Source organism: Corynebacterium sp. HMSC05D08 (assembly GCF_001807215.1).
Classification (GTDB): Bacteria; Actinomycetota; Actinomycetes; order Mycobacteriales; family Mycobacteriaceae; genus Corynebacterium; species Corynebacterium striatum.
In genome coordinates, this window is sequence record NZ_KV788340.1 from 216,949 (window position 1) to 240,911 (window position 23,963).

The 23,963-nt window shown below is 60.3% G+C and carries 23 protein-coding genes; 8 read left to right on the plus strand and 15 right to left on the minus strand.

Annotation, left to right across the window (positions count from 1 at the left end; genetic code table 11):
• Positions 1 to 201: 201 nt before the first annotated feature.
• The 3 genes from HMPREF3148_RS13710 (at position 202) to HMPREF3148_RS08640 (ending at position 1,718) form a co-directional block, all read left to right on the plus strand.
• Positions 202 to 354, plus strand: coding sequence for a hypothetical protein (locus HMPREF3148_RS13710; RefSeq protein WP_157801682.1), 153 nt, complete (start codon positions 202 to 204; stop codon positions 352 to 354).
• A gap of 199 nt (positions 355 to 553) precedes the next feature.
• Positions 554 to 1,120, plus strand: a complete 567-nt coding sequence (locus HMPREF3148_RS08635; protein ID WP_174775573.1) for a choice-of-anchor I domain-containing protein — start codon at positions 554 to 556, stop codon at positions 1,118 to 1,120.
• A gap of 97 nt (positions 1,121 to 1,217) precedes the next feature.
• Positions 1,218 to 1,718 carry a hypothetical protein gene (locus HMPREF3148_RS08640; protein ID WP_049063117.1) on the plus strand — a complete coding sequence of 167 codons (501 nt, stop codon included), beginning with the start codon at positions 1,218 to 1,220 and terminating at the stop codon, positions 1,716 to 1,718.
• A 92-nt stretch (positions 1,719 to 1,810) separates the two neighbouring features.
• Here HMPREF3148_RS08640 and HMPREF3148_RS08645 read toward each other — a convergent pair whose 3' ends face one another.
• Entirely contained in the window at positions 1,811 to 3,013 is a 1,203-nt protein-coding gene (locus HMPREF3148_RS08645) for a cobalamin-independent methionine synthase II family protein (RefSeq protein WP_070509003.1), read from the minus strand.
• 225 nt (positions 3,014 to 3,238) lie between these two features.
• Positions 3,239 to 6,811, minus strand: coding sequence for a DNA polymerase III subunit alpha (gene dnaE / locus HMPREF3148_RS08650; RefSeq protein WP_049063115.1), 3,573 nt, complete (start codon positions 6,809 to 6,811; stop codon positions 3,239 to 3,241).
• 107 nt (positions 6,812 to 6,918) lie between these two features.
• Between dnaE and rarD the strand changes: the two genes are divergently transcribed.
• Complete coding sequence (gene rarD / locus HMPREF3148_RS08655; RefSeq protein WP_049063114.1) at positions 6,919 to 7,806, plus strand: EamA family transporter RarD; 888 nt, start codon at positions 6,919 to 6,921, stop codon at positions 7,804 to 7,806.
• On the opposite strand, the gene HMPREF3148_RS08660 is transcribed toward rarD, so the two are convergent.
• The 4 genes from HMPREF3148_RS08660 to lspA are packed head-to-tail and all read right to left on the minus strand — an operon-like array spanning position 7,803 to position 10,063.
• Positions 7,803 to 8,066, minus strand: a complete 264-nt coding sequence (locus HMPREF3148_RS08660) for a hypothetical protein (RefSeq protein ID WP_005528752.1) — start codon at positions 8,064 to 8,066, stop codon at positions 7,803 to 7,805. The two genes, rarD and HMPREF3148_RS08660, sit on opposite strands and share 4 nt — an antisense overlap.
• 2 nt (positions 8,067 to 8,068) lie before the next feature.
• Complete coding sequence (locus tag HMPREF3148_RS08665) at positions 8,069 to 8,644, minus strand: hypothetical protein (protein WP_049063113.1); 576 nt, start codon at positions 8,642 to 8,644, stop codon at positions 8,069 to 8,071.
• Positions 8,641 to 9,564, minus strand: a complete 924-nt coding sequence (locus HMPREF3148_RS08670) for an RluA family pseudouridine synthase (protein ID WP_005528748.1) — start codon at positions 9,562 to 9,564, stop codon at positions 8,641 to 8,643. The genes HMPREF3148_RS08665 and HMPREF3148_RS08670 overlap by 4 nt, the downstream gene beginning before the upstream one ends.
• Positions 9,548 to 10,063 (minus strand): signal peptidase II, encoded by a 516-nt coding sequence (lspA, locus tag HMPREF3148_RS08675; RefSeq protein ID WP_049152181.1) that lies wholly within the window; start codon positions 10,061 to 10,063, stop codon positions 9,548 to 9,550. Before lspA ends, HMPREF3148_RS08670 begins: the two co-directional genes overlap by 17 nt.
• A 33-nt stretch (positions 10,064 to 10,096) precedes the next feature.
• Here lspA and HMPREF3148_RS08680 point away from each other — a divergent pair, with 33 nt between their 5' ends.
• On the plus strand, positions 10,097 to 11,056 hold the full coding sequence (locus HMPREF3148_RS08680; RefSeq protein ID WP_049063110.1) for a hypothetical protein: 960 nt from the start codon (positions 10,097 to 10,099) through the stop codon (positions 11,054 to 11,056).
• A gap of 119 nt (positions 11,057 to 11,175) precedes the next feature.
• Here the strand turns inward: HMPREF3148_RS08680 and HMPREF3148_RS08685 are convergent, their stop codons facing one another.
• On the minus strand, positions 11,176 to 11,787 hold the full coding sequence (locus tag HMPREF3148_RS08685; RefSeq protein WP_049063109.1) for a WKL family lipoprotein: 612 nt from the start codon (positions 11,785 to 11,787) through the stop codon (positions 11,176 to 11,178).
• 140 nt (positions 11,788 to 11,927) lie between these two features.
• Here HMPREF3148_RS08685 and HMPREF3148_RS08690 point away from each other — a divergent pair, with 140 nt between their 5' ends.
• Positions 11,928 to 12,845 carry an asparaginase gene (locus tag HMPREF3148_RS08690; RefSeq protein ID WP_005528740.1) on the plus strand — a complete coding sequence of 306 codons (918 nt, stop codon included), beginning with the start codon at positions 11,928 to 11,930 and terminating at the stop codon, positions 12,843 to 12,845.
• Here HMPREF3148_RS08690 and HMPREF3148_RS08695 read toward each other — a convergent pair.
• Entirely contained in the window at positions 12,842 to 14,233 is a 1,392-nt protein-coding gene (locus HMPREF3148_RS08695; protein WP_070509004.1) for a DNA polymerase IV, read from the minus strand. The two genes, HMPREF3148_RS08690 and HMPREF3148_RS08695, sit on opposite strands and share 4 nt — an antisense overlap.
• 186 nt (positions 14,234 to 14,419) lie before the next feature.
• Between HMPREF3148_RS08695 and HMPREF3148_RS08700 the strand changes: the two genes are divergently transcribed.
• Together HMPREF3148_RS08700 and HMPREF3148_RS08705 are read left to right on the plus strand one after the other, a co-directional pair.
• On the plus strand, positions 14,420 to 15,076 hold the full coding sequence (locus HMPREF3148_RS08700) for a GntR family transcriptional regulator (protein ID WP_046645229.1): 657 nt from the start codon (positions 14,420 to 14,422) through the stop codon (positions 15,074 to 15,076).
• A 101-nt stretch (positions 15,077 to 15,177) separates the two neighbouring features.
• Positions 15,178 to 16,362, plus strand: a complete 1,185-nt coding sequence (locus HMPREF3148_RS08705) for an MFS transporter (protein ID WP_049063121.1) — start codon at positions 15,178 to 15,180, stop codon at positions 16,360 to 16,362.
• Between the two features lie 78 nt (positions 16,363 to 16,440).
• Here the strand turns inward: HMPREF3148_RS08705 and ileS are convergent, their stop codons facing one another.
• The 7 genes from ileS to pgeF form a co-directional block, all read right to left on the minus strand.
• On the minus strand, positions 16,441 to 19,617 hold the full coding sequence (gene ileS / locus HMPREF3148_RS08710) for an isoleucine--tRNA ligase (RefSeq protein WP_070509006.1): 3,177 nt from the start codon (positions 19,615 to 19,617) through the stop codon (positions 16,441 to 16,443).
• A gap of 290 nt (positions 19,618 to 19,907) precedes the next feature.
• Positions 19,908 to 20,105 (minus strand): zinc-binding dehydrogenase, encoded by a 198-nt coding sequence (locus HMPREF3148_RS08715; RefSeq protein ID WP_070509008.1) that lies wholly within the window; start codon positions 20,103 to 20,105, stop codon positions 19,908 to 19,910.
• 70 nt (positions 20,106 to 20,175) lie between these two features.
• Positions 20,176 to 21,324: a DivIVA domain-containing protein gene (locus HMPREF3148_RS08720; protein WP_049145590.1), complete on the minus strand. Its 1,149-nt coding sequence runs from the start codon at positions 21,322 to 21,324 to the stop codon at positions 20,176 to 20,178.
• Between the two features lie 223 nt (positions 21,325 to 21,547).
• Entirely contained in the window at positions 21,548 to 21,838 is a 291-nt protein-coding gene (locus HMPREF3148_RS08725) for a YggT family protein (RefSeq protein WP_005528727.1), read from the minus strand.
• 134 nt (positions 21,839 to 21,972) lie between these two features.
• Positions 21,973 to 22,410, minus strand: coding sequence for a cell division protein SepF (locus HMPREF3148_RS08730; protein ID WP_070509010.1), 438 nt, complete (start codon positions 22,408 to 22,410; stop codon positions 21,973 to 21,975).
• 106 nt (positions 22,411 to 22,516) lie between these two features.
• Positions 22,517 to 23,212: a YggS family pyridoxal phosphate-dependent enzyme gene (locus HMPREF3148_RS08735; protein WP_005528722.1), complete on the minus strand. Its 696-nt coding sequence runs from the start codon at positions 23,210 to 23,212 to the stop codon at positions 22,517 to 22,519.
• Positions 23,213 to 23,941 (minus strand): peptidoglycan editing factor PgeF, encoded by a 729-nt coding sequence (gene pgeF / locus HMPREF3148_RS08740; RefSeq protein WP_070509012.1) that lies wholly within the window; start codon positions 23,939 to 23,941, stop codon positions 23,213 to 23,215.
• Between the last annotated feature and the right edge of the window lie 22 nt (positions 23,942 to 23,963).

The following is a 23,963-nucleotide window of genomic DNA, read 5'->3' on the forward strand; positions in this document are numbered from 1 at the left end:
TGGGCGCGGAGCACATTACCTAGCAATCGACCGATTAACCGGAATTTAACTTAAAACTTCCCTCACCGTTGCGTTAATTTTCTGCCCCGCTCATCTTGAGTAGCAAAGGTATCTCGAGGCGCTTTGAGCCCACTATAGGCCATTGCGCGGCCTGCTTTTCTCATGCCTTCTCTCCAACTTTCTTCAAAGGAGCGCACAACCGTGATTCACGCTGACCGTTTCCCTCTTCGCCGCCGCGTCCTTGCACTGCGCGTAGCCGCAGCTACCGGGGTTCTCCCCTGGCAGTTCCAGCTAACGCTGCAGTCGTGGCCAAGCCAGTCGAGCACTCTGCCGAAAATGCCGGCCTCGAACTGACGCCGCGAATCCACAGAAGGGTTCCACTGTCTCCGCAGGCGGAGACGAAGAGATCAACTCCGTCGCCGTACGCCGCGATGGCCTGGCAGTTGCTGCCGTACAGCAAGCCGACAAGACGCAGCCGGGCGAAGCCCTCTTCTTCGATGTCACCACCGGCAAGGAGTTAGGCCGCGTCGGCGTTGGCTCCTTGCCTGGCAACGTGCACATCACTGCAGATGGCTCCTACGCGCTGCTGACGAACGAGGGCGACGCGCGTGAATGGGGCGTTGCCGAGGACGAGGGCGGCACCGGTGTCTACACCGACGAGACCGAACTCAAGGACCTCATCAAAGAAGGCAAGGTGTGCGAGGGCACGCTTGGCGACGTCGCCCTCAATGAAGTTGCCAACAAGAAGGTCGCTGGCAACTTGAAGGTCACTAACGCTTCTGGCTGGAACGAGGAAATCAGCGCCAAGCTGCATGCTGAGGGCGTTCTCAACCACAACGCCGACAACGAGTCCGCGGAGTTCGACGACCGTTCCGATAACAAGGGCCCTGAACCAGAAGCACTAGCCATCGGCAAGGTGGGTGACAAGACCTACGCGTTCGTTGGTGCTGAGCGTCTTGGCGGCATCTTTGTCTACGACGTCACCGACCCCGCAAATGCTAAGCTCACCACCTACGTCAACAACCGTGACTTCAGCACCGATGAATTCTCTCAGGCCGGCGACCTCATTCCGCGAGTCTTGTCTGAAAATCTGCGTTCCGAACTGGAAAAATACTTTTAGACAATTAGATTTCTCCAAGTTATAAAGACCTTGCTATGGTATAGGAGATTTAAATCCCATCGGCTTTGATGCCAACTCTCAAGGAGAACTAACTCTTATGCGACTTTCCACGACTTTGGTCGCCGCTTGCGCCACCGGTCTTGCTCTCATCACCCCTGTCGCCGCTAACGCCGCTCCAGTCGCTCCTGCACCGGAACTGTCCGCTGAATGCCAAGCTCAGGTTGATAAAGCTAAGCAGGCCCACAAGGATGCTGTTGAAAACGGCACCGCTGGTTCTTCTTTTATGGGCCCACAGGAGCTGCTCAAGGGAATCTTCAACGGCTACGGTTCCTCCGGCATGCCGAAGACCCCGGACTGCGTTGCTGCAGAGCAAAACGCTGCCGATAAGGCCAAGGAAGAGGAAAAATGGTCGAAGATGCCGGAGTGGGCACAGTCCGCTCGCCCGTCTGAGGGGACCAAGGAAGTCTTCTCTTGGATCTCCGTCGCCCTGACCGGCGTCGCTGCGGTTGTCCAGGCTCTCGCAATGGTCGCTAAGTCTAACCCGGCCCTCCTCGAGCCGGTCAAGGAGATGCTGCGCAACGCAGGCGTCAATGTCTAATACCCCTTAAAACACAAAAGCAGCACGTATCCCTCCCGTAAGGAGAAGGGTACGTGCTGCTTCTGCATTCCCGGCAACAGCCAGGGCGCGTACTAGAACAGCTCCTTGGTGGCGATTTCGGCGCCGTCGACAAGCGACTGCAACTTCGCCCACGCAATCTGGTAGTGCAGACGCCCGCCCAGGCCGCAGTCCGTGGAGGCCACGACGTTCTCCGGGCCTACCAGCTCGGCGAACTTGATGATGCGGTCGGCCACGAGCTGCGGGTGCTCCACTGCGTTGGTGGAGTGCGAGACCACGCCTGGGTAGATGACGGTGCCCTCCGGCAGCTTGTGGTCCTGCCACACACGCCACTCATGAGCGTGACGCGGCGAGGCTCCCTCGAAGGAGAAGCCGCCGACCTTCGCCTGCAGAATCTCCTCGATGATGTCACCGAAAGGAATGTCGGTCACATGCGGGCCATGCCAGGAGCCCCAGCAGATGTGGAGACGGGTCTGCTCGCGCGGGATGTCCTTGATGGACTCGTTGAGGATCTCAATGCGCTCATGCAAGAAGGCCTGAAAGTCCTTCACGGTCGGCTCTGGGACCACGCTGTCCCATGCCTCGGCCAAATCCGGGGCATCGAACTGCACTGTCAGGCCCGCATCGGTGATGGCCTTGTACTCGGACTTCAGCGCCTCGCCACAAGCGCGAACAAGGTCAGAGTCCTCCTCGTAGTACTTGTTAGGCAGGCGCGCTGCAGATCCCGGGGAAAGGGCCGCAACGAAGCCATCCTTCGCTCCAGCCTTGTCCATTGCGTTCTTGAGCAGCTTCACGTCCGCATCGACCTGATCCTGGCCGATGTAGGTAACCGGGCCGGTGAACTCTGGGTTCGCAACCTTCTTGCGGCCGGTGAAGATGCCGGAATCTGGATCATTGTAGGCGTCGGCAAAGAGGGCGCGGTCGCGGCGGTCCTTCATGGAGGACAAGCGAATCTTGCCCGGCTCAGAGCGAATCTTGTCACCAATCTCCCAGCGGTCCTTATCGGTCATGGTCAGGCCACCCAGACGGGTGAAGGAGTAGTTCCACCATGCGCCGTAGTCCACCGCGCCGGAGGTGATGTGGCCGTACTCGCCTTCGTTGAGGATGTCGATGCCCATGTCGACCTGACGCTTGACCACGTCGTCGACGGAGCGATCCAGAATCTCGTGGAACTTCTCATCGGAGATGGTTCCTGCGGAGCGCTCCAGGTTCGCCTCTAGCAGTTCCTTGGTGCGTGGCAGGGAGCCAACGTGGGTAGTGCGAATCTTATTGACCATGAGCGTTTGGGCCTCCAGTGTCGATGTTGCTTTGTCGATATTTTCTAGACTATGCGGTCTAGATTAGCCGACACGGCCTGCCCTCAAATGACATTCCGGGAATTAAATTCAAAAATTCAAACCCGCAGCTCAAGGCCTGCAAATAAAAGTAAATCGTACCCATTAGGCTATTTTTACCCAATAGGTACGATCTTTCAATAGTCAGAGCGGTCTATCTACAAGGTCCTATCCGAGGATTCCGGCTCCCATCGTCGCCTTCAAGTCACCCATGAGATTGCCAGAGCGTTCCACGCGCAAATGCTCGCCCAAGACCATCATCGTGGACTCCGCGCCGTCGACAAGCGTGAGATAAACATCTGACTCACCCTTGTTGTTGACCAGCACTTGCTTGAGCTTCGCAATGTTTTCCATCGTGCACTGGTCCGTGCGCATGGTAAGGCGCAGCGGCAGGCCCGCTCCCCCGCCCGGGCCCAAATCCGGGACGCGAATGTCGGAACAGAACAGGGACATGCGCTCGTCGCGAATCTTCACCTGCACCTTGGCCAGGATGATGTTGTCCTCGGCAATCTGCGGCGCCACCAGGGAATAAACCTGGTTAAACACCAAGATATCCACCTGGGCGCCGTTGTGGTCTTCCATGTTCACAATGGCCCACGGGGAGCCATCGCGCTTGGAGAAGCGGCGGTCCACGCCCGAGATGATGCCACCGATGACCAGCTCTTGGCCGTTGTAGACCTCGCCCGAGAGAATCTTCGGCAGCGGCGTATCGGTCTGCGCCTCAAGGGCCTCCTCGAAACCATCCAGCGGGTGACCGGAAACGTAAAGGCCAAGCATCTCACGCTCGAGAGCCAGCTCATGCTTGCGGTCCCAATTCTCGTCAGGGATATCGATGGCAAACGCCGAAGCAACCTCCGCCTGCTCCTCACCGCCAAAACCGGCGAAGAGATCGAACTGTCCCTTGTCCGCCGCCTTCTTCGTCGTCTGCACGGCATCGACTGCATCCTCATGGATGAGCATCAAGCCTTTGCGTGGGTGCTCCATGGAATCGAAGGCGCCGGCCTTGATGAGCGACTCCGTGACGCGCTTGGTGCAGGCGGTGAGCTCAATCTTGTCGAGGTAGTCCGAGAACGACGTGTACGCGCCCTTTTCCTTGCGCGTCTTAACGATGGATTCCACCACTTCCGAGCCCACGTTGCGGATAGCGCCCATGCCGAAACGGATGTCCTCGCCAACTGCCTGGAAGTTTTCCACCGACTCGTTGACGTCCGGCGACAAAACGTGGATGCCCAGGTGGCGGCAGTCGGACAGGTAGATAGCCGACTTATCCTTCTTGTCACCCACCGAGGTCAGCAGCGCTGCCATGTACTCCGGCGCGTAGTAGGCCTTGAGGTAGGCCGTCCAGAAGGAGACCAGGCCGTAGCCTGCGGCGTGCGACTTGTTAAACGCGTAGGACGCGAAGGGCTCAATCGTGCCCCACAGCGCATCCATGGCGTCCTTGGAGTAGCCGTTTTCCTGCATGCCGCCCCAGAACTTGTCGTACTGCTGGGCCAGGACTTCCGGCTTCTTCTTACCCATGGCCTTGCGGAAGCCATCTGCCTCACCAGCGGTGTAATTGGCCACCTTCTGGGAGATACGCATGATCTGCTCCTGATACACGATAAGACCGTAGGTCTCATCGAGGATCTCACGCAGTGGCTCCTCCAACTCTGGGTGAATAGGCGTGATCTCCTTGCGCCCGTTCTTGCGGTCTGCGTAATCCCAGTGGGCATTTACGCCCATCGGGCCCGGACGATACAGTGCCAGCGACGCAACAATGTCCTTAAAGCCCGTCGGCTTCATGCGCTTGAGCAGCTCCTGCATACCGCCGGAGTCGAGCTGGAACACGCCCAGGGTCTCGCCGCGGGAAAGCAGCTCGTATACCTTCGACACGTTGGGGTCGTCGGCGTGGATTTCCTCCAGGTGGATTTGCTCGCCGCGGTTTTTCTTGATGTTTTCCAGGCAGTCACCGATAACCGTCAGGTTTCGCAGACCCAGGAAGTCCATCTTCAGCAGGCCGATGGCCTCACATGCCGGGTAGTCCCAGCCGGTGATGTACGCGCCGTCGGCTGGGCGCTGCCACATCGGAATGTGGTCCATCAGGCGCACGGACGCCATAATCACCGCACACGCGTGCACGCCCGCCTGCCTGACGACGCCCTCGAGACCACGCGCCGTCTCATAAATCTTCTTGACGTCCGGGTCCGTCTCAATCATCTGCCGGACCTCGGTGGCCTCCGAGTAGCGCTCGTGTTCCGGGTCCATGATGCCCGCCAGCGGGATATCCTTCGCCATGATGGCGGGCGGCAGCGCGCCGTTGATGCGGTCAGCCATTTGGAAACCCGGCTGGCCAAAGTGCACCTTCGCGGAGTCCTTAATGGCCTGCTTGGTCTTCACAGTGCCGAAGGTAATCACCTGCGCCACCTTATCCTCGCCCCAGCGATCAGCGGCGTACTGAATCATCTCGCCACGACGGCGGTCGTCGAAGTCGATATCAATATCCGGTGCGGATGGACGCTCCGGGTTGAGGAATCGCTCGAAGAGGAGGTCGTGTTCGATGGGGTCAATATTGGTGATGGTAAGTGCGTAAGCCACCAGCGCGCCTGCCGCGGAACCACGCCCCGGCCCCACGCGAATGCCCACGGATCGCGCATGCTTGATGAGCTCGGCCACGATCAGGAAGTAGGAAGGGTAGCCCTTCATGTCGATGACGCTAATTTCATATTCAGCGCGCTTAATGTACTCCTCCGGCACTTCCTTGCCTGGGAAGCGATCCTGCAGGCCCTCCATCACCTCGTGGGTCAGCCAAGAAGTTGGCGTGTGGCCTTCCGGCACGTCCGCAATCGGCATGCGGTCGTGGGTATGCTCCTCCCAAATCTCGCCGTAGTCCTGTACGCGTTCGGCAATCCATAGGGTGTTGTCGCAGCCGTCTGGAATCATGTCATCCCAGATTTCGCGCATCTGCGCAGCGGACTTGATGTAGTAGCCGGTGCCGTCGAACTTGAAGCGATCCGGGTCCATGAAGGTCTTGCCGGTCTGCACGCACAACATTGCCTCATGCGAGGGGGCCTGCGACTCCAGCACGTAGTGGCAGTCATTGGTCACCAGCGGCGGCAGGTCCAGCTTACGACCGATTTCCAGCAGCCCATCGCGCGTGCGCTTTTCGATGTCGAGCCCGTGGTCCATGAGCTCCAAGAAGAAGTTGTCTTTGCCGTAGATGTCCTGCCACATCGCGGCGGCCTCGAGGGCCTCGTCGAACTGACCTAGGCGCAGACGAGTCTGGACGTCGCCCGAGGGGCAACCGGTGGTGGCGATGATGCCTTCTGCATGCTCTGCGATGAGCTCGGCATCCATACGTGGCCACTTGCCCAGCTGGCCCTCGTAGGAGGCCAACGAGGAGAGCTTGAAGAGGTTCTTGAGACCCGTCGCGTTTTCCGCCAGCATGGTTTGGTGCAGATAAGCACCCGATGCGGAAACGTCGTCTCGCTTTTGATCAGGAGTACCCCACAGCACGCGCTTTTTGTTAAAGCGTGATTCCGGCGCCATGTAGGCCTCGATGCCGATAATCGGCTTCACGCCGGCGCTGGTCATCTTCTTGTAGAACGCATTGGAACCGTACATGTTGCCGTGGTCCGTCATGCCCACGGCCGGCATCTCCTGGCGCACCACCTCATCTGCCAACATGTCCACCTTGGCCATGCCGTCCAGCATGGAAAACTCGGTGTGATTATGAAGGTGAACAAAGGATGAGTTTTTCGCCATGCGGACAGTCTAGCGGGCGCGTCAAACCCCGCCATCAGCCCTGCGCACCGCACCCGACTGATAGGAATTGTTTCCCACGATATGGCGAAGGAGTACATTGTCTCTCGATGATTTACACCGTTGCCGCCTATCTCATGTGGGGCTTCTTCCCCGCCTTCTTCCCGCTTCTGCTGCCCGCCGGACCTTTTGAGATCCTCGCCCACCGCATCGTATGGACGGCTGTCCTCGTCACCGGCTTCCTCCTCATCTCGGGCGGCTGGCGGGAGCTGCGAGCTTTCAGCGCGCGCACGTGGGCCTGGATGCTGGCCTGCGGCGTGGCCATCACCATCAACTGGGGCACGTACGTTATCGCCATCAACACCGGGCACGTGGCCGACGCGGCACTCGGCTACTTCATCAACCCGCTGGTCTCGGTGGCTTTGGGCATCATCTTCCTGAAGGAATCGCTCAACAAGGCACAGGCGGCGTCGGTTGGCGTGGCATTCATCGCCGTACTGTGGCTGACCTTCATGACCGGCCAAGCCCCGTACATTTCCTTGGCGCTCGCGGGCAGCTTCGGCATCTACGGCCTGATGAAGAAGCAGCTCAGCGTCTCCTCCACCGGTTCCGTGGCCGCAGAAACCATCGTGATGCTGCCAGTGGCCATCGGCTACCTCACGTGGCTGAGCATCCGCGGCGAATCCACGTTTACAACCGAAGGCCCCATGCACATCGTGTTGCTCGTCGCTTCCGGCCTAGTCACCGCGCTACCGCTTTTGTGCTTCGCCAAGGGTGCCAAGCAGCTACCTTTGGCCACGGTGGGCATGCTGCAATACATGACCCCCATCATGCAGATGCTGTGGGCACTATTCGTCACTCACGAGCACATGTCCACGCAGCGTTGGATTGGCTTCGGCATCATTTGGGTCGCAGTCGTTATCTACCTAGCAGACCTCGCCCGCATTCACCGCGCCTCCCGCCGCGCCAAGCGCTTGCACACCTTCAGCGAGGATTAGCGCAGCTCGCGGCGGGCTTCCTTCGCTTTCCGACGCCGCTCCTGTTCCTCCTCGGCATTCAACGCCCAGCGTGGCATTAGCACCACCATCGCGGCGCTATAGAGCACCACGAACCCGGCAACCCCTATGGACAGCGCCTCCCCGCCCCTGGCGATCTGGAGGAAAAGTGCCACGAGGCCAATGACAAGGCCCGCCCACACCAAGATGTAGCCGAAGCGATAGTTGGGCATCCAAGTGCTGGTATCGGCAAAAATCTTCATGCTTACTCCTTCAGGGACGACAACGGGCGCACGCCAAAGGTGCCCCAGGCGGCGTCGCTAGGCGCGGCTTCTACTGCTTCCACCATGTTGTTTTGCGCAATCGTGCGCAAGCTATCGCCATCCGACCACACGATAACCGCATCAATCTTCGAGGGAACTTCCACCTGACCGACTCCCTGATAGGAATCGCGAAGACGTGTGATTTCCGTGTCGATGACGTCAGCCCGGCTGGCGCCATTGACAGGCTCCGGTACCGCGATGGGCGCGGCCATGCCGATGATGATCGCATTCATTCGCGTGGCGGGCTCCACCACCGCGTTGACTTGCTGCGCGTTCAAGGATTCCCGGAAGCTCACCAGGGCGTAGGTCGGTTCGTCAGCGGTTGCCACACTGCCTGCGACGCGTTCGACGTAGTCCGCACGGGACTCGTTATCGGGCCCTAGTTGGTCGCCTTGCAGGGCCACGGTGGACTTGGTGCCGAACAGGCCAAAACACAGCAGCACGAACACGACAAGTAGCAGCGTCAATACGGCCGCCGCTATACGACGCCGCCGATAGATCTCCGGGGGGTGCTTCATCCGCGCAAAACCTCGAGTGCATGCCGCAGGTCCTCCGGGTAAGGTGCTGTGACTTCAAAGTGTTTGCCGGTGCCGGGGTGAATGAACCCTAATGACACTGCGTGCAGCCACTGCCGGATGAGGCCCACCCGCTTGGCCAGGTTCGGGTCGCAGCCATACATCGGATCGCCCACGCAGGGGTGCCCCGTGGCGGACATGTGGACGCGAATCTGGTGCGTGCGGCCAGTTTCCAGGTGCACCTCGAGCAGGCTCGCCTCGCGGAAAGCCTCAAGCAATTTGTAGTGCGTGACGGCGTGCTTTCCGCCATCGACCACCGCGAACTTCCAGCCCGAGGAAGGATGCCGCCCGATGGGCGCGTCGATGGTTCCCACGATGGGATCCGGCAGGCCTTGCACCACGGCATGGTAGGTCTTGGTGACGGTGCGCTCTTTAAACGCCGCCTTGAGCTGCGAGTAAGCGCGCTCGCTGGCAGCTACGACCATCACGCCGGAGGTTCCCACGTCGAGACGATGAACGATTCCCTTGCGCTCGGTAGGGCCGGCGTCGGCAAGCTGATAACCCGCCGCCCGCAAACCGCCAATGACCGTGGGGCCCTCCCAGCCCAACGTCGGATGCGCGGCGACACCCACGGGCTTATGCACGCAGATGACGTCGTCGTCGGCGTAGAGCACGTCCATGCCCTCAACGAGCTCTTCCTTGGGAACCAGCGGCTCTTCGGGGGCGGGCATCATGACGTCGATCCAGCCGCCTGCCTCCAAGCGGTCCGACTTGCCGACGATGGTGCCGTCGACCTCGACGTCGCCAGCCGCGCACAAATCTGCGGCCTTGCCCCGTGAGATGCCGATGAGCTTGGCCAACGCGGCGTCGGCGCGCATGCCTTCGAGGCCCTCGGGGACCGGCAATCTACGACTTTCGCGCATCCGCTGCCCCCTTTTCGCGTTCTTCGAAGAACATCGCGATGACGAACACCACGACTCCGCAGGTAATAGATGCATCTGCCAGGTTGAACACCGCAAAGCGTCCCACGGAAATGTAATCCACCACGTGCCCAAACCAGAAACCGGGCTCACGGAAGAGGCGATCGATGAGGTTACCGAGCGCGCCGCCTGCGATCATCGCCAGTCCGATGGCCTGCCATTTATCCCGCATCCGTGGCGCGGCGATGGCTACGCCCAAAACAAACGCCAGCTGAATAGTGGTAAACAGCCAGGTGTTGCCCTCGCCACCCATAGAAAAGGCAGCGCCGGGGTTGAATAGAAGGTAGAAGCGGAACCATCCGCCGATGACATTCATCGGCTCCCCCTCAGTGAGGATGGACAGCATGATTTGCTTAAACACTTGGTCGATGACAGCCACCGCGATAACCACCGCGGCCATCATGCCGACGAAACTCCTTCTTTTTTGACTCACCCGAATCATTCTAAACACCCCCTTCCGGTAATTTGGAATACTGTGTTCCGTGTTAAAGCTTTAGCCGCAGTTTCTATCCTCGCCCTTAGCGCCGCTCCGCTCGCCGCGTGCTCCTATGAAAAGCCGGCACCCAGCGTCGAAGAGCCCGTGGGCCTGCCTGTCGACGCCCCGCGCATCACCGTTGAATCCACCGGAACCGGGGAAAAGCGCGTGCTGACTTTCAATGACCTCGATGCAGAGCAAAAGATTAAGTACACCGTCTCGGAAGGTTTTAGCCAAGACCTGCTTAAGTCCTCCGCGGCAAAGGATTTCAATCCTGCCAAGGTCAAATCCGCGACCACCACTCTCCCGCTAGAGGTCAGCGTGGACAAGGCTACGAAGAACGTCGAAGGCCAGCTGCCAGCTACCCGCAATGTCTTTGGCTCAACCGGCGTGCCGGAGTACTCCGGTGATGCTGATGCAGCGAGCGGCGAGGGCTTCCAGTTTGGCTGGCGTGCGGTGGACTCAGGCCAGATGTCTTCGCTGCGTTTGGCGGCACCGCAGGGTGGCACCGACGAGGCCCGCGGCATTACTGAGCAGGCGATTATGAAGCTGACTTCTCTGCCGGTGGTGTTCCCTGAGGATGCGATTGGCAGGGGCGCGAAGTGGACCGTGGAGTCCCGCGTTGCGGGTGAGTCGACGTTGCTGCAGACCACTACCTACACGATGAAAGAGCTGGCCGGCGATGTGGTCAAGCTGGATGTTTCAGTGCAGCAGCGCCCTTCGCTGGGCGCCTTGTCTTTCGAAGGCCAGGCGGAGGGAACGGACCTAGCAAACAAGGAGCTTAAGGTCTTGAGCTCCACGACGGATTCCAAGGGCGAGCTCACCGTGGATCTGAAGCAGCCGCTGCCTACCGACGGCGATGTTTCCATCGACACCAAAATCATCTACGGCACCGAGGACTCCGATCTGCGCGTGGTGCAGTCGACCACAACGGATCTGCAGTTCACCCCAGCTGAGTAGCCGCGTGTATTCGGACCATCTTTGTGCTCGCTCCCGCCGCCGCGGGGCCTAAACGATGGTTCGAATGCACACCGGGCCACCGATCCAACAAAAGATCCGGGCCACAGCCCGGATATTTCTTACTGCGCTGGTGCCTCTGCTGGTGGGACCTCGCCCTCAGCAGGAGCGCCTTCAGCCGGTGCGCCCTCGGCAGGAGCGCCCGCACCGCCAGCAGTATCAGCGCACATCGGCGGAACCTGCTCCGGAGGGACGATGTTGGAGACCAAGATACAAGCCCAGTTCTTCGACAGCTTCCAATCGCCGTCCTCAAAGACGAACTCAACCTGGTCCGCAGTCTGTCCCTGGCCGTCAGGGGTGGAGAAGTTCACGGTGGCTAGCGCCGACTCCGGGGTGTAACCAGGCAGAACTGGGTCCACGACCTCAAAGACAGCGCCGGACTCGGCCTGCGATGCAGCCATGACGTCGAAAAGCTCCGGAGCCTGCTCCGAGCCCTGTACGGTCTTGGTCTTCTCCTCCACCGGCACGTTGGGGTCAGTTGCCTTAGCCAGGATGGCATTCAGTGCCGCTGCGTCTGGGATTTCTGCGGAGGCAATCGAGGTTTCTTCGGAGCTCGGCCTCTTCTCAATAGTTGCTGGGCCAGCTTTTTCAACTTCATCGGAAGAAGAGCAGGCTGCCAATGCGGTAGCAGCGCTCACTGCCATAATCGCGGCGCTGAGCTTGGTGAACTTCACTTTTTCTCCTCACGTTGGGTTTCGCGACGCCACACCCGACGTCGCAGTTCTTTACACCACACTACCCACGCCCCATCCATTTCAGGGCGACCCGCGCCCAGCGAGACGGCCTTTTAGGCTCAACGCTAGTGTGTAAAGCCATGACTATCGCACTCATCGCCACCGGCGGCACCATCGCATGCACCACCCAAGAAGACGGCTCTCTGGTCCCTACCGTAAGCGGCCAACAACTCGCGGATTCCCTTGACGCCGACATCGAGGTCATCGAGTTCCGCCAGCTCGACTCCAGTTCCATCACGTTGGAGGACCTCGATGAGCTGCTTGCCACGGTCCACGAGTTGCTCCACCGTGCCGAGGTCGAGGGAATCCTCATCACCCATGGCACCGACTCCATGGAAGAGACAGCCATGGCGCTGTCTATCTTCGATCCCGGCACGAAGCCGGTGGTGTTGACCGGCGCGCAGCGCTCATTCGATCACCCAAACGGCGATGGCCCGCGCAATCTCCAGGACGCTGTCGCGCTCATCAAACAGGCCCAGCCCGGCGTCTTCATCCAGTTCGGCGGCATGACCATCCCGGCGCGCGGTGCCCGCAAGAACCACACCTTCCATCTCAACGGTTTCGAGTCGATGCCTGTGGGCGAAGGCAGCATCTTCCCCCTCCCCCTGGCTGCGCTGGCGCAGCACCCAGTAGCCATCCTTGCCGCGTATCCGGGCGCTGAAGCCGTGCTTGTCGACGCCGCCTCCTCCCACTTTGCCGGCCTCGTCATCGAAGGCTTGGGTTCAGGCAACATGGGTGCAGGGATGGGCGAAGGCGTGGCCCGCGCGCTCGATGCGGGCATCTCGGTCGTCGTCAGCACGCGTGTGCCTTATGGCAAGACCTCGCTGGCCTATGGCGGGGCCGGCGGCGGCGCCACCTTGGCGGACAAAGGCGCGGTCAATGCTGGCGAGTTTCGCCCAGGACAGGCACGCATCCTGTTGGCCGCAGCCTTGGCCACGGGCACGCCCGTGGTGAAGGTTTTTGAGACCGCCGTCGCACCTAAGCAGTACGCGCGCTAGTCCTCTAACTCCGCAAACAACTCCGGCCAGGCCAGCGACTCTAGGGGGTCGGCCGGCACCAGATCGGGATCATCGGCCGCGAAGGACTTGGTGCGACCTGGCCCTGTGGCGCGCGTTTCGAATCGCACGCTCACCACACCGTGGCCTGCACCTTGAATCCAGCCGTGGCCATAGTCTGGGTGATAGACGTCCTGGGTAGCCCGCCAAGACGTATCGGGCTCGTCCTCGATACTGATTTCCACACGGGAGGTATCCAGCGAGTTGTCGGACACGCCAGCCTCGTAATCGTCATCGGCTTTGCTCGGCGGGCGCACCACCACTCGGTCCAGCTCGGGAAACAGTACGTCCTGGCGGGCAGTCTCCAGCCCCGAGTAGCTTACTCCGACCAAGCGGATGGGCCCGAGTTCGTCGGGATACCGAGCCAGCTTAAAAGCCGTGGCCTTGAGGGTTTCCAGATCATCGGTGGCATAAGGCAAGGTCGCCGAACGCGATTCGATGTGAAAGTCCGCCATGCGCAACTTGACCGAGACGGTGCGGGCACCACGGCCGTCGCGAAGCAGGCGTCGATGTGCGCCTTCGGCAGCCCTGGTGATGGCCGCATCCACCGCACCCACCGTGAGCAGATCCTTGGAATAAGTGTGCTCCGTGGAGATCTGCTTGGCCACCGCACGCGGGGCCACGACCCTGTCATCAATGCCTTGCGCCAGTTTCCACAAGCCCATGCCAACCGTGGCGCCGAGGGAAATCTCCACTTCCTTCTGCGACATCGCCGCCAACTGCCCGATGGTCTCCACCCCAATTGCCGAAAGCTTTGTCCGCGTCACCGGCCCTACTCCCCACAGCTTGCCCACGGGAAGTGGATGGAGGATCTCCAATTGCTTCTCCACCGGGATAACAAAGGTGCCGTCAGGCTTCGCCTCGCCAGAGCCAATTTTGGCAAACTGCTTGCCCGCGCCCGCCCCGATGGAGCTAGGCAGGCCGGTCTCCTCACGAATCAACTCGCGCAGATTATCCGCCCACTCCTTGACCTCTTCGGCCGTGGCACCAACGAGTGCCTCGGGCTCCAAGAAAGCCTCGTCGATGGAGAGCTGCTCGATGAGACCCACGTGCTCGGCGAGAATCTTGAATACTTTTTTCGACGCCGCTGAATACACCACGTGCCGCGGCTGCACCACCACGCCGCGCAGGCCAACCAACTGCTGCGCGCGGAATGTCGGCATGGCCGAGTGCGCCCCGAAAGCGCGGGCCTCATAGGACGCGCCGGCGACGACGCCGCGTCCGCCAACGCCGGCCACGAGGACGGGGCGCCCACGCAGGGTCGGCCGGGTCAGCTGTTCGACGGATGCGAAAAAGGCATCCATGTCGATGTGTAAGACCCAGCGTTGCATGCACACCAGTTTAGAACATGCGTCCTAATCTTAGGGCCTTCGCAATGCCACGACACCACCAGGAGCGAGGAGGCGTTCTTTCGCAAGCGGTCATTCTATACCGGGAGTCGCGTGGGTCTCACTTGAGGTTTTGGCGATCGATATCTCACGAATTTAGCTATTTTCTAGACAGCAAGGCGCTCTTGTATGCAAGATGAATGCATGCAGAATGTAAGCACGCCAGCCGCGGAGCGCGCCTATGAATACGTCAAGCGCGCCATCATTGACGGCGACATTGATGATTCAGAAATGCTCTCCGAGGCAGCCATCGCCGCCGAACTGGGCATGAGCCGTACCCCCATGCGTGAGGCATTTCTTCGCCTCGAGGTAGAAGGATTCCTCAAGCTCTACCCCAAGCGCGGCGCCCTGGTGGTGCCGATTAGCCCACGCGAGATTCGCGAGGTCTACGAGGCACGCATGCTTGTCGACGAGCACTCTGCCCGCCACATCTGCGGCCTCGACGACACCGAGCGAACTGTGATTGCGGACTGCTTGGACGCCACCATCGAGGAACAGTCCGCGGCTCTCGACGCCGAGGACCTGCGCACCTACACCCGCCTCGACGCACGTTTCCACCAAACCATCATGGACAACGGTGGAAATAGCCTGCTGGCTAGCCTTGGCCACTCCCTGCGCGAGCGTCAACAGCGTTTCACTGCGACCGCCATCGGGCGCAATGTGGAGCGTGCCCGCGCGTTCGTCGCGCAGCATCGCCTGCTTGCCGACGCCCTCCGTGCCGGCGACATCGACACGTATCTCACCGAACTCGACGACCATCTGACAACTTCAAGGAAACAACTGTGACAGTTTTTGCACACTCCACCCCGCAAGTCGAGGCGCCCGCTCATAAGGAAATATCTCAGCCCCTTGTGAACAAGCATTCCTGGTTTCCCGTGGCCGGGACGATGGTGGCTGTGGCCTGGGGCGGCAACGAGTTCACGCCGCTGCTGGTGATGTACCGCGAGACGTCGAACTTCTCGCAGGTCACCGTCAACGGTCTACTTGCCGCATACGTGCTGGGAATCATCCCAGCGCTGCTCGTGGGCGGCCCGCTGTCTGACCTCATCGGACGCAAACCCACCCTTTTGCCGGCCGCTCCCCTGTCTTTGATGGGGTCTTTCTTGCTTTCCATCGCGCCGCATGAGCCGCTCATCATCGCTTTGGGTCGCGTGCTCTGCGGCATGGCGCTGGGCTTGGTCATGGCGGTAGGTTCCACTTGGGTGACAGAGCTGGTATCCCGCGCGGGTGGCGATCCTGCTGCCGGTGCGCGCAAGGCGTCGCTGTGCTTGACTGCTGGCTTCCTGGTGGGTGCGGGCATAGCCTCGGTACTGGCGCAGTGGGGCCCGTGGCCGACGCACCTGGCCTACGTCCTGCATATCCTGATTACTCTCGTGACCGCGGTTTGGCTCAGCCATACGCCGGAGACCCGCCAGCCGCACCACGGGACCGTCAAGACCACCATCCTTGACCTCACCGTCCGCGAGATGCTGGAGATGCTCCACATCCCGACGGCCGCGCACAAGCGCTTCCTGCGCGTCGTGGTCCCGGTGGCACCGTGGGTCTTTGGCTGCGCGGGTGCTGCTTATGCGTTGCTTCCGCAGCTGCTTGCAAAGTCCGCGGGCCAGACTCCCATTGCTTTCTCAGGTCTCATGACGGTTATCACCCTGGGCTGCGGCGTGGGCGTGCAGATGCTCGGCCGCCTTATCGACACGCACAAGTCGGCGCGCGCTTCTGCAATTGCGATGGCTGTTATTACGGTCGGCGCTTTCCTCGCGGCGATTGCGGCGCACACGCTCTCGCTTCCGCTAGGCATTGCCGCTGCGGCAACGATGGGCGCGGGCTACGGCCTGGCTTTGGTGGCTGGCCTTTCGGAGGTCCAGCGCATCGCCGGCGAGCGCGAGCTTGCGGGCCTGACTGCGGTGTACTACTCGATTTCCTATACCGGCTTCTTTATCCCCATGGCGTTTAGCGCGCTTGCACCTTACGTGGCCTTTAGCAATTTGTTCATCATCGGCAGCTGCCTTGCGCTCGTCTGCCTCGTAAACGTCATCTTTGCCTGGCGCTCGCACCTGCCAGGCACTAGACGATAGCTGCATTTGCCCTCGGCAAGCAGAAAAATGCCCGGAAGGAAGTCTTCCTTTCCGGGCACTTTCTAAACGTTAACGTTTCTAAGCATTAACGCGTTTTACGGTTGCGGTAGCGCCCTTGACCACCTGGTGGCCCTCGAGAGGCTCGGTGACCACGGTGAATTCGGTTGCCAGGACCTCAGCCGCGATGTGGTCTGCGTGGCGGTTAGCCCACTCTTCCTTGTCAGCTGGAACTGACAAGACCACCGAAATGCGGTCATAGACCTCGAAGTCCTCGGCCTTACGGGCATCCTGGAGACCGCGGATGACGTCGGCGGCCCAGCCTTCTGCCTCGAGCTCCTCGGTGACCTCGGTGTCCAAGACAACCAGGCCGTCGACGCCGTCGATACGCGCCGTCGATGCCGGGTTCGCCGCCTGCAGACGCTCGGTGTACTCATCAGCGCCCAGAACGATATCGCCGTCAACAACAACCTCGTCGCCGCGGCGCTCGTAGTTGCCCGCCTTCAGGTTCTTGATGGCGCGCTGGACGTCCTTGCCCAAGCGCGGGCCAGCGACCTTAGCGTTGCAGACAACCTCGAAGGTGCCCACGGAATCGACATCATCAGTGAGAACAACATCCTTCACATTGACCTCATCGCGGATGATGTCCGCAAAGTCAGCGAGCTGCGCGGAATCAGCCATGGCCACGGTCAGCTTCGGCAGCGGGAGGCGGTTGCGCAGCTTGTTGGACTTGCGCACAGACGACGCCGCCGAAGCCACAGCGCGCGTGGCATCCATCGATGCCACGAGGCTCGGTTCTGCCGGGTAGTCCTCTGCCTTCGGGTAGGAAGCCAGGTGCACAGAGCGCTCCCCGGTCAGGCCGCGGTAGATGACCTCAGCCACGTGCGGCAGCAGCGGAGCCACCACGCGGGTGACGGTCTCCAGCACGGTGTACAGCGTGTTGAAGGCCTCCTCGTGCTGCTCCTCGCCCGCCCAAAAACGGTCGCGGGAACGGCGCACGTACCAGTTGGTGAGCACGTCCGCGAAGTGACGTACCTCCTCGGTGGCCGCAGCGATGTCGGTGTTCGCGAGGGCGTCGTTCGTGCGCTCCACGAGGTCGTGAGTCTTGGCCAAGATGTAACGGTCAAGCACGTTCTTCGAGGAGACGTCGAAGCGGGCCTCGCGGCTCGCGTAGAGCTGCAGGAAGGTGTACGCGTTCCAGATGGGCAGGATAGCCTGGCGCACGCCCTCGCGGATACCCTGCTCGGTGACGATGAGGTTGCCACCACGCAGGATCGGGCTGGACATCAGGAACCAACGCATAGCGTCAGAACCATCGCGGTCGAAGACCTCGTTGACGTTCGGGTAGTTGCCCTTGGACTTCGACATCTTCAGGCCATCGTTGCCCAGCACGATGCCGTGCGCCACGACCTTCTTGTAGGCCGGACGGTCAAACAGCGCGGTAGACAGAACGTGCATGACGTAGAACCAACCGCGAGTCTGGCCGGAGTACTCCACGATGAAGTCGGACGGCGAGTGAGTCTCGAACCATTCCTTGTTCTCAAACGGGTAGTGCTTCTGTGCAAACGGCATGGAACCGGACTCGAACCAGCAGTCCAGAACGTCAGGAACGCGAACCATCATCGACTTGCCAGTTGGATCGTCCGGGTTCGGGCGAGTCAGCTCATCGATGTACGGACGGTGCAGCGACGTCGGGCGCACGCCGAAGTCAGCCTCGAGCTCGTCGAGCGAGCCGTAGACGTCCACGCGCGGGTACTCCGGGTTATCCGAAACCCACGCCGGGATCGGCGCGCCCCAGTAACGGGTGCGGGAGATGTTCCAGTCGCGCGCGCCCTCGAGCCACTTCCCGAACTGGCCGTCGCGGATGTGCTCTGGCAGCCACTCGATCTCGTTGTGGTTGAGCTCGACCATGCGGTCGCGGAACTCGGTGACCTTCACAAACCATGCCGGCAGTGCCTTGTAGATAAGCGGCTCACCAGAGCGCCAGGAGTGCGGGTAGGAGTGCTCGATGGTCACGTGGCGTACCACGCGGCCCGCAGCCTTCAGGTCCTTGATGATGTCCTTGTTCGCATCAAAGACAAGCTGGCCCTCATAAGGCGGGACCTGAGAGGTGAACTCGCCGTCCTCATCAACCGGGATGACCAGCTCAATGCCGTACTTCTGGCAGGTGTTCATATCGTCTTCACCAAACGCCGGAGCCTGGTGGACAACACCAGTACCGTCTTCCGTTGTAACGTAATCCGCCAGGATTACCTGGAAAGCACTCTCCAGGTCTGGGAAGAAGTCAAAAACTGGCTGGTAGGTAAAGCCCTCCAGGTCCTTACCAAGGAAGCTCTTCAGGACTTCCACCTCGCCGAGTTCCTTAGCCAATGTGCCGGTCAGCGCCTCAGCCATGACGAAGGTCTTGCCCTCAAAATCGCCGTCGGTGGCCTTGAACAGCACGTAGTTGACCTCTGGGTGGACGGCCAGCGCCGAGTTGGATGGCAGGGTCCAAGGAGTCGTGGTCCAAGCGAGGAAGGCGGCATCGCCAAGCTCAGCGTTTTCGGACAAGGTCTTTTCGGCCGCGGAGCCAGGCTTCGCGCCGGTGACCGGGAAGGTAACGGTCAGGGTCGGGTCCTGCCGCATCTTGTAGGAGTCATCCAGGCGCGTCTCCTGGTTGGACAGCGAGGTGTGCTCGGCCCAGGAGTAAGGCAGGACGCGGAAGCCCTGGTAGATAAGCCCCTTGTCATAGAGCTCCTTGAATGCCCACATGACCGATTCCATGTAGCCGATGTCCAAGGTCTTGTAGCCGTTTTCAAAGTCCACCCAGCGCGCTTGGCGGTTGACGTAGTCTTCCCACTCGCCGGCGTACTGCATGACGGATTTCTCGCAGTATTCGTTGAACTTCTCGAGGCCCATCTCCTCGATCTGGCCCTTGTCTGTGATGCCGAGCTGCTTTTCAGCCTCCAGCTCTGCAGGTAGGCCGTGCGTGTCCCAGCCGAAGACGCGCGGGACGTAATTGCCAGCCATGGTGCGGTAACGCGGAACGATGTCCTTGACGTAGCCCGTCAACAGGTGGCCGTAGTGCGGCAAACCATTAGCAAAGGGAGGACCGTCGTAGAAGATGTACTCAGGGCAATCCTTGGTCTGGTCCAAGCTGGCCTGGAAAGTTCCGTCTTCCTTCCAGAATTTCTGGACGACTTCTTCCATGTCTGGGAAACGGCTCGAGCCGCCGGTCATATCAACCTTGGGGTAAACGCCGCCAACGTTTTCGCTCATTAATCTTCCTTCACTCGTGGGCTGGTGCAGGGACGCGCCTTGCGGCTCGCGGTACCACCCTGCTTGGCGCCTGACGACGCCCACTTCGTTTCAGTGAAGGAGATTTCGGTCCCACCCGCTCGGTTCTACTGGCACTTTGTGCGTTCTTGGCACTTTGTGCGTTCTTCCGAGATGCTCCCCGGTGATTGCCGGCTCAGTGCATACGTCTTCGAAGTATACCCATGCCGTCAAATTTTCACAGGCTGCGGCTCCCCCATAGGGGCAAACGGCAAGATTCGCTGGCAGGCCAGTTAGGCAGGGTACTCCCCTGCCGCCTCGTCCTGCGCAAGATCCGGTTTGCGCTTCCGGAAGCCGTCGATGATGAAGAGCACCATCCCAAGCCCCGCGGCAACGAAGAGCAGATACAAAGACCAATCGGCAGAAGTTAGTACGAAGTTCACCAGCGCCAAGAACGCTACGAATGCCAAAACGAGTGCTGCAACAAGCATGTTTTACCTCCAAAAAAGGCGCCCTCCCAATGCCATGGAAGGACGCCTTAAAGCCTAAGCCGTTAAAAGCTTACTTGCCAGCTTCACCGTTCGGTGCAGCGGTGCCGCGGGTCTCAAGCTCCTCCAGCTGGGACTCCAGCAGGGTCTTGAGGCGGGTGCGGTACTCGCGCTCGAAGGTACGCAGCTCGGCGATACGAGCCTCGAGGGCCGTCTGCTGCTGCTTGACGGTGTTCATAACCTCGGTGTGCTTCTTCTCAGCGTCAGCCTGCAGGGCTGCAGCCTTCTCCTCAGCCTGGCGGATCTGAGCCTCAGCGCGGGAGTTAGCCTCGGACTCAGTCTGCTTTGCCTTAGCCTCAGCGTCAGAAACCAGCTTCTTGGAGCGGGTGTCTGCGTCGAGCAGCTGAGCGTCAAACTTCTTCTGGGCGTCGGCCAGCTGTGCCCTGGAGCGGGAGTCGGCGTCGTTAAGCTGCTTCTCGGCCGCGGTGCGCGCCTCGGACAGCATGGACTCGGACTCTGCCTTTGCCTCGGAGGTGAGGCGGTCTGCCATCTCCTGAGCCAGACCCAAGACGCGAGCAGCCTGCATGTGGGTATCCGGGGTAGCCAGACCATCCGCAGCCGTGGTGGCGGCAGCGCCCGCACCAGCACCCGCAATGCCGGAAACGGCAGCGGTCTTGGCGGATCCAGCGTTCTTCCGGAGGTCCTCGTTCTCCTTCTTGGAAGCCTCGAGATCCTTCTTAGCCTGGGTTGCTTCTGCACGAGCTGCCTCGAGTTCACGCTGAGCCTTCGCAGCATCCTCACGAGCAGCCTTGAGTTCTGCATCGTTGTTAGAACCAGTTGGCGCCTTGGACGCCTCAGCCTGAGCGGCCTTTGCCTGCTCCTGAGCGCGCTTAGCCTCTTCCTTGGCCTTTGCGACCTCATTCTTGGAGTCCACAAGCTTGGTCTCGTACTCTGCGCGGAGCTTGGACTCAATCTCCTTGCGGAGGGTGGCCTCGTCGGCACCCTTGTTAGCGGAAGCTGCGGCTACGCCTGTAGTAGCGCCGCCCTTGGTTTGCAGCTCTTCAACCTGAGCCTGCAGGTCATCGTTTTCATCCTGCAGCTGGGCAAGGGTGTCTTCTACGAGGTCGAGGAACTGGTCGACTTCATCCTCGTTGTAGCCACGCTTGCCAATTGGCGGCTTGCTGAAAGCGACGTTGTGTACATCAGCTGGTGACAGTGGCATTGACTTCTCTTCCCCTTCAAGTCGGTGCAACCCCGGAGCCTCCGAGGTCTTGGGAGATGCAAACACATCTAAAGGCTAACCAAAAGTTGCGCCACTAGATACGTCTACAAAGAACATGTGCGTTTAATAATACGGAATATCAGTATTGATTGTATCCAAACGCTCACATTAGCTAACGAATCGCCGAGTCTCAACGTTAACAGGAGGTTTCAATACACCCGCCTTATAGGAAAATGCTCGAGACCACCATCATCAAGACGGACAAAAGCAAGAACAAAACGATGATTGAAACATCGAGCGCAACCCCACCCATTCGCAACGGTGGGATAAGACGGCGAAGCGCCCTAACTGGTGGGTCGGTGACCATAAACAGCGGCTCAGCTAGCACCATAAACCAGCGAGGCGGGTTAAATTGGCGCGAGAAGGACTGGATCATCTCAATGATGATTCGGGCAATCAGAATCCACGAATAGATTCGCAGGATGAGGATCAGGATTATTCCAATAGTGCTCACTCGGACGAGCCTATCTGAACTACCCCCACTGATGCGGCATCCACACAATTAATTTCGCTAAAGGCGAACGCCGCCCCGCTCCCCACCAACACTTGGGGAACCGGGACGGCGCTTCGCATCTTTGACGCTGAAACTTAGCGCAGGTGTGCAGCACGCTCCAGCTCGAGAGTGGAGATGTCTGCACCCTTAGGAACAATGGCAAACACACGACGGTCGGTGTCCATACCCTTGGTCAGGTTGAGCATGCGACCTTCAAGGCCGAAGCACAGGCCAGCAGCGAAGTCGATGAAACGCTTCGCGGAAGCCTTGTCAGCATCAGTCAGTTCGAAGACAACCGCATCGCCATCACGGAACGGCGCGCCAACCTTGGCTGCATCGTCGAAGGAAACGAGGGAAAGCGCCACGATGGTCGGGACAAATTCCTCTTCCAGAGCCGGCTCAAAGGAGCGCGGTGCATAAGCGGCGGAGCCGTTGGACTCGTAGCTGCGCTCGTCGGCGTAGTAAGCGTCGTCGGCTTCGATGTCCATCGGGCCCAACCCGAAGAACTCTTTCGTCCTATCAATCAAAGACATATCTAGTCTCCCTCTGACCTAATCTGTTTTGCCCTTAACTTGGTACGAATGTTGCTAATGTGAAAGCAGTGAATTGTACCTGTGAAATGCGCGTTTGCGTTGCCACCTAACCTACTGGCCGGGGTCCCATGATGCCGGTTCCGACACGCACGATATCTGTTCCCGCAGCGATCGCCTCACCCAAATCCGCGCTCATTCCTGCCGACATTTTCAGCGGGCGCCCGAGGAGCCGGGCGACGTCGTCAGTCAACGTCCGCACGCGCCCGAAGACCTCAGCAGCATCGGAGTCCAGCGGCGGAACCACCATAAAGCCCTGCAGTTCAAGGTTTACCAATTCCTCCACGAGCTCGACGAGACTCGGAACATCCGGCAGAGCCACTCCCCCGCGGGCGGTATCGCCATCGGCGGAAACCTGAATAAAAACCGGCAGCGCGTCGTCACGATCTCCGGATTCTTGTGCATTGGCAACGCCGCGATCGAGCGCCGTCGCGAGCTTCGCAGAGTCCAAAGAATGCACGCTGTGCGCCCAACGCGCCACGTGATTAGCCTTCTTGGTCTGAATCTGCCCAATCATGTGAAAGCGCACCGCCGGCAACTCCGCGGCTTTAGCGCGCGCTTCCTGCTCGCGGTTTTCCGCCACGTCGGTGACCCCAAGCTCGGCGAGAAGCGCGACGTCGCCCGCCGGGTGGAACTTGGTCACCGGCAACAGCTGCGGCACCTCTCGCCCGGCCGCGCGAGCGAAGTCCTCAATCTGGGCGCGAGTGCGCTCGAGCCCTGCTTGCAGTTCTTCCTTGCGGTTCATTTATACCTCCAACCAGATAACGCCTGCTTGGCGCCCAGTGGTGCCTTCGCGGCGGTAGGAAAAGAAATCAGTGTCTTCGATGGTGCAGCGCGGATCCGACTCGATGTTGATAATCCCCATCCCCATCAGCTGCCGGATGAGCCCTTTACGTACGTCCACACCCCAGGTACCCGTTTTTGTGCGGGTTTTGGCCCCGGGCAGATGCTTTTCGACGTCGTCCGCCATCGCCTCCGGTACCTCATAGTTCAGGCCCGAGGCGGCCGGCCCCATCAGGACCTGGATAGTCGAAGGAGTGGCGCCAAGTTCCAGCATGGCTTCGACCGTGTTGCGGATGATTCCGTTACGAGCCCCGAGGCGACCTGCATGGGCGGCGGCGACGACGCCGGCGGAGACGTCGGAAAGCAGCACCGGCGTGCAGTCCGCGACGAGCACACCGAGCCCGAGGCGTTTTTCCGTGGTGATGATGGCGTCGGTGGCCTCGACCGGCGTGCCGGCGTTGCCACGGTCCACGCGCGTGACGGTGTTGGTGTGGAGCTGTTCCATCCACACAATGTCGTCGAGCCCCAGCACGCGCTGCAGGCGGGCTCGGTTACTGACGACGTCCGCCGGGTCATCGCCGACGTGATCGCCCAGGTTAAATGACTCGTATGGGGACGACGAAACCCCGCCCGCACGGCTTGTAAAAACCATGCGCACGGGGCGTTGTGGTGCTTCCTCGTTTACTGGCATGCACTCCAGATTAGCGCAGTAC

What these genes read in the sequence shown, in the direction of transcription:
- HMPREF3148_RS08640 (WP_049063117.1), top strand. Translation starts at nt 1,218, where the DNA reads ATGCGACTTTCCACGACTTTGGTCGCCGCTTGCGCCACCGGTCTTGCT.
- HMPREF3148_RS08645 (WP_070509003.1), bottom strand. Translation starts at nt 3,013, where the DNA reads ATGGTCAATAAGATTCGCACTACCCACGTTGGCTCCCTGCCACGCACC.
- dnaE (WP_049063115.1), bottom strand. Translation starts at nt 6,811, where the DNA reads ATGGCGAAAAACTCATCCTTTGTTCACCTTCATAATCACACCGAGTTT.
- rarD (WP_049063114.1), top strand. Translation starts at nt 6,919, where the DNA reads ATGATTTACACCGTTGCCGCCTATCTCATGTGGGGCTTCTTCCCCGCC.
- HMPREF3148_RS08660 (WP_005528752.1), bottom strand. Translation starts at nt 8,066, where the DNA reads ATGAAGATTTTTGCCGATACCAGCACTTGGATGCCCAACTATCGCTTC.
- HMPREF3148_RS08665 (WP_049063113.1), bottom strand. Translation starts at nt 8,644, where the DNA reads ATGAAGCACCCCCCGGAGATCTATCGGCGGCGTCGTATAGCGGCGGCC.
- HMPREF3148_RS08670 (WP_005528748.1), bottom strand. Translation starts at nt 9,564, where the DNA reads ATGCGCGAAAGTCGTAGATTGCCGGTCCCCGAGGGCCTCGAAGGCATG.
- lspA (WP_049152181.1), bottom strand. Translation starts at nt 10,063, where the DNA reads ATGATTCGGGTGAGTCAAAAAAGAAGGAGTTTCGTCGGCATGATGGCC.
- HMPREF3148_RS08690 (WP_005528740.1), top strand. Translation starts at nt 11,928, where the DNA reads ATGACTATCGCACTCATCGCCACCGGCGGCACCATCGCATGCACCACC.
- HMPREF3148_RS08695 (WP_070509004.1), bottom strand. Translation starts at nt 14,233, where the DNA reads ATGCAACGCTGGGTCTTACACATCGACATGGATGCCTTTTTCGCATCC.
- HMPREF3148_RS08700 (WP_046645229.1), top strand. Translation starts at nt 14,420, where the DNA reads ATGCAAGATGAATGCATGCAGAATGTAAGCACGCCAGCCGCGGAGCGC.
- HMPREF3148_RS08705 (WP_049063121.1), top strand. Translation starts at nt 15,178, where the DNA reads ATGGTGGCTGTGGCCTGGGGCGGCAACGAGTTCACGCCGCTGCTGGTG.
- ileS (WP_070509006.1), bottom strand. Translation starts at nt 19,617, where the DNA reads ATGAGCGAAAACGTTGGCGGCGTTTACCCCAAGGTTGATATGACCGGC.
- HMPREF3148_RS08715 (WP_070509008.1), bottom strand. Translation starts at nt 20,105, where the DNA reads ATGCTTGTTGCAGCACTCGTTTTGGCATTCGTAGCGTTCTTGGCGCTG.
- HMPREF3148_RS08720 (WP_049145590.1), bottom strand. Translation starts at nt 21,324, where the DNA reads ATGCCACTGTCACCAGCTGATGTACACAACGTCGCTTTCAGCAAGCCG.
- HMPREF3148_RS08730 (WP_070509010.1), bottom strand. Translation starts at nt 22,410, where the DNA reads ATGTCTTTGATTGATAGGACGAAAGAGTTCTTCGGGTTGGGCCCGATG.
- HMPREF3148_RS08735 (WP_005528722.1), bottom strand. Translation starts at nt 23,212, where the DNA reads ATGAACCGCAAGGAAGAACTGCAAGCAGGGCTCGAGCGCACTCGCGCC.
- pgeF (WP_070509012.1), bottom strand. Translation starts at nt 23,941, where the DNA reads ATGCCAGTAAACGAGGAAGCACCACAACGCCCCGTGCGCATGGTTTTT.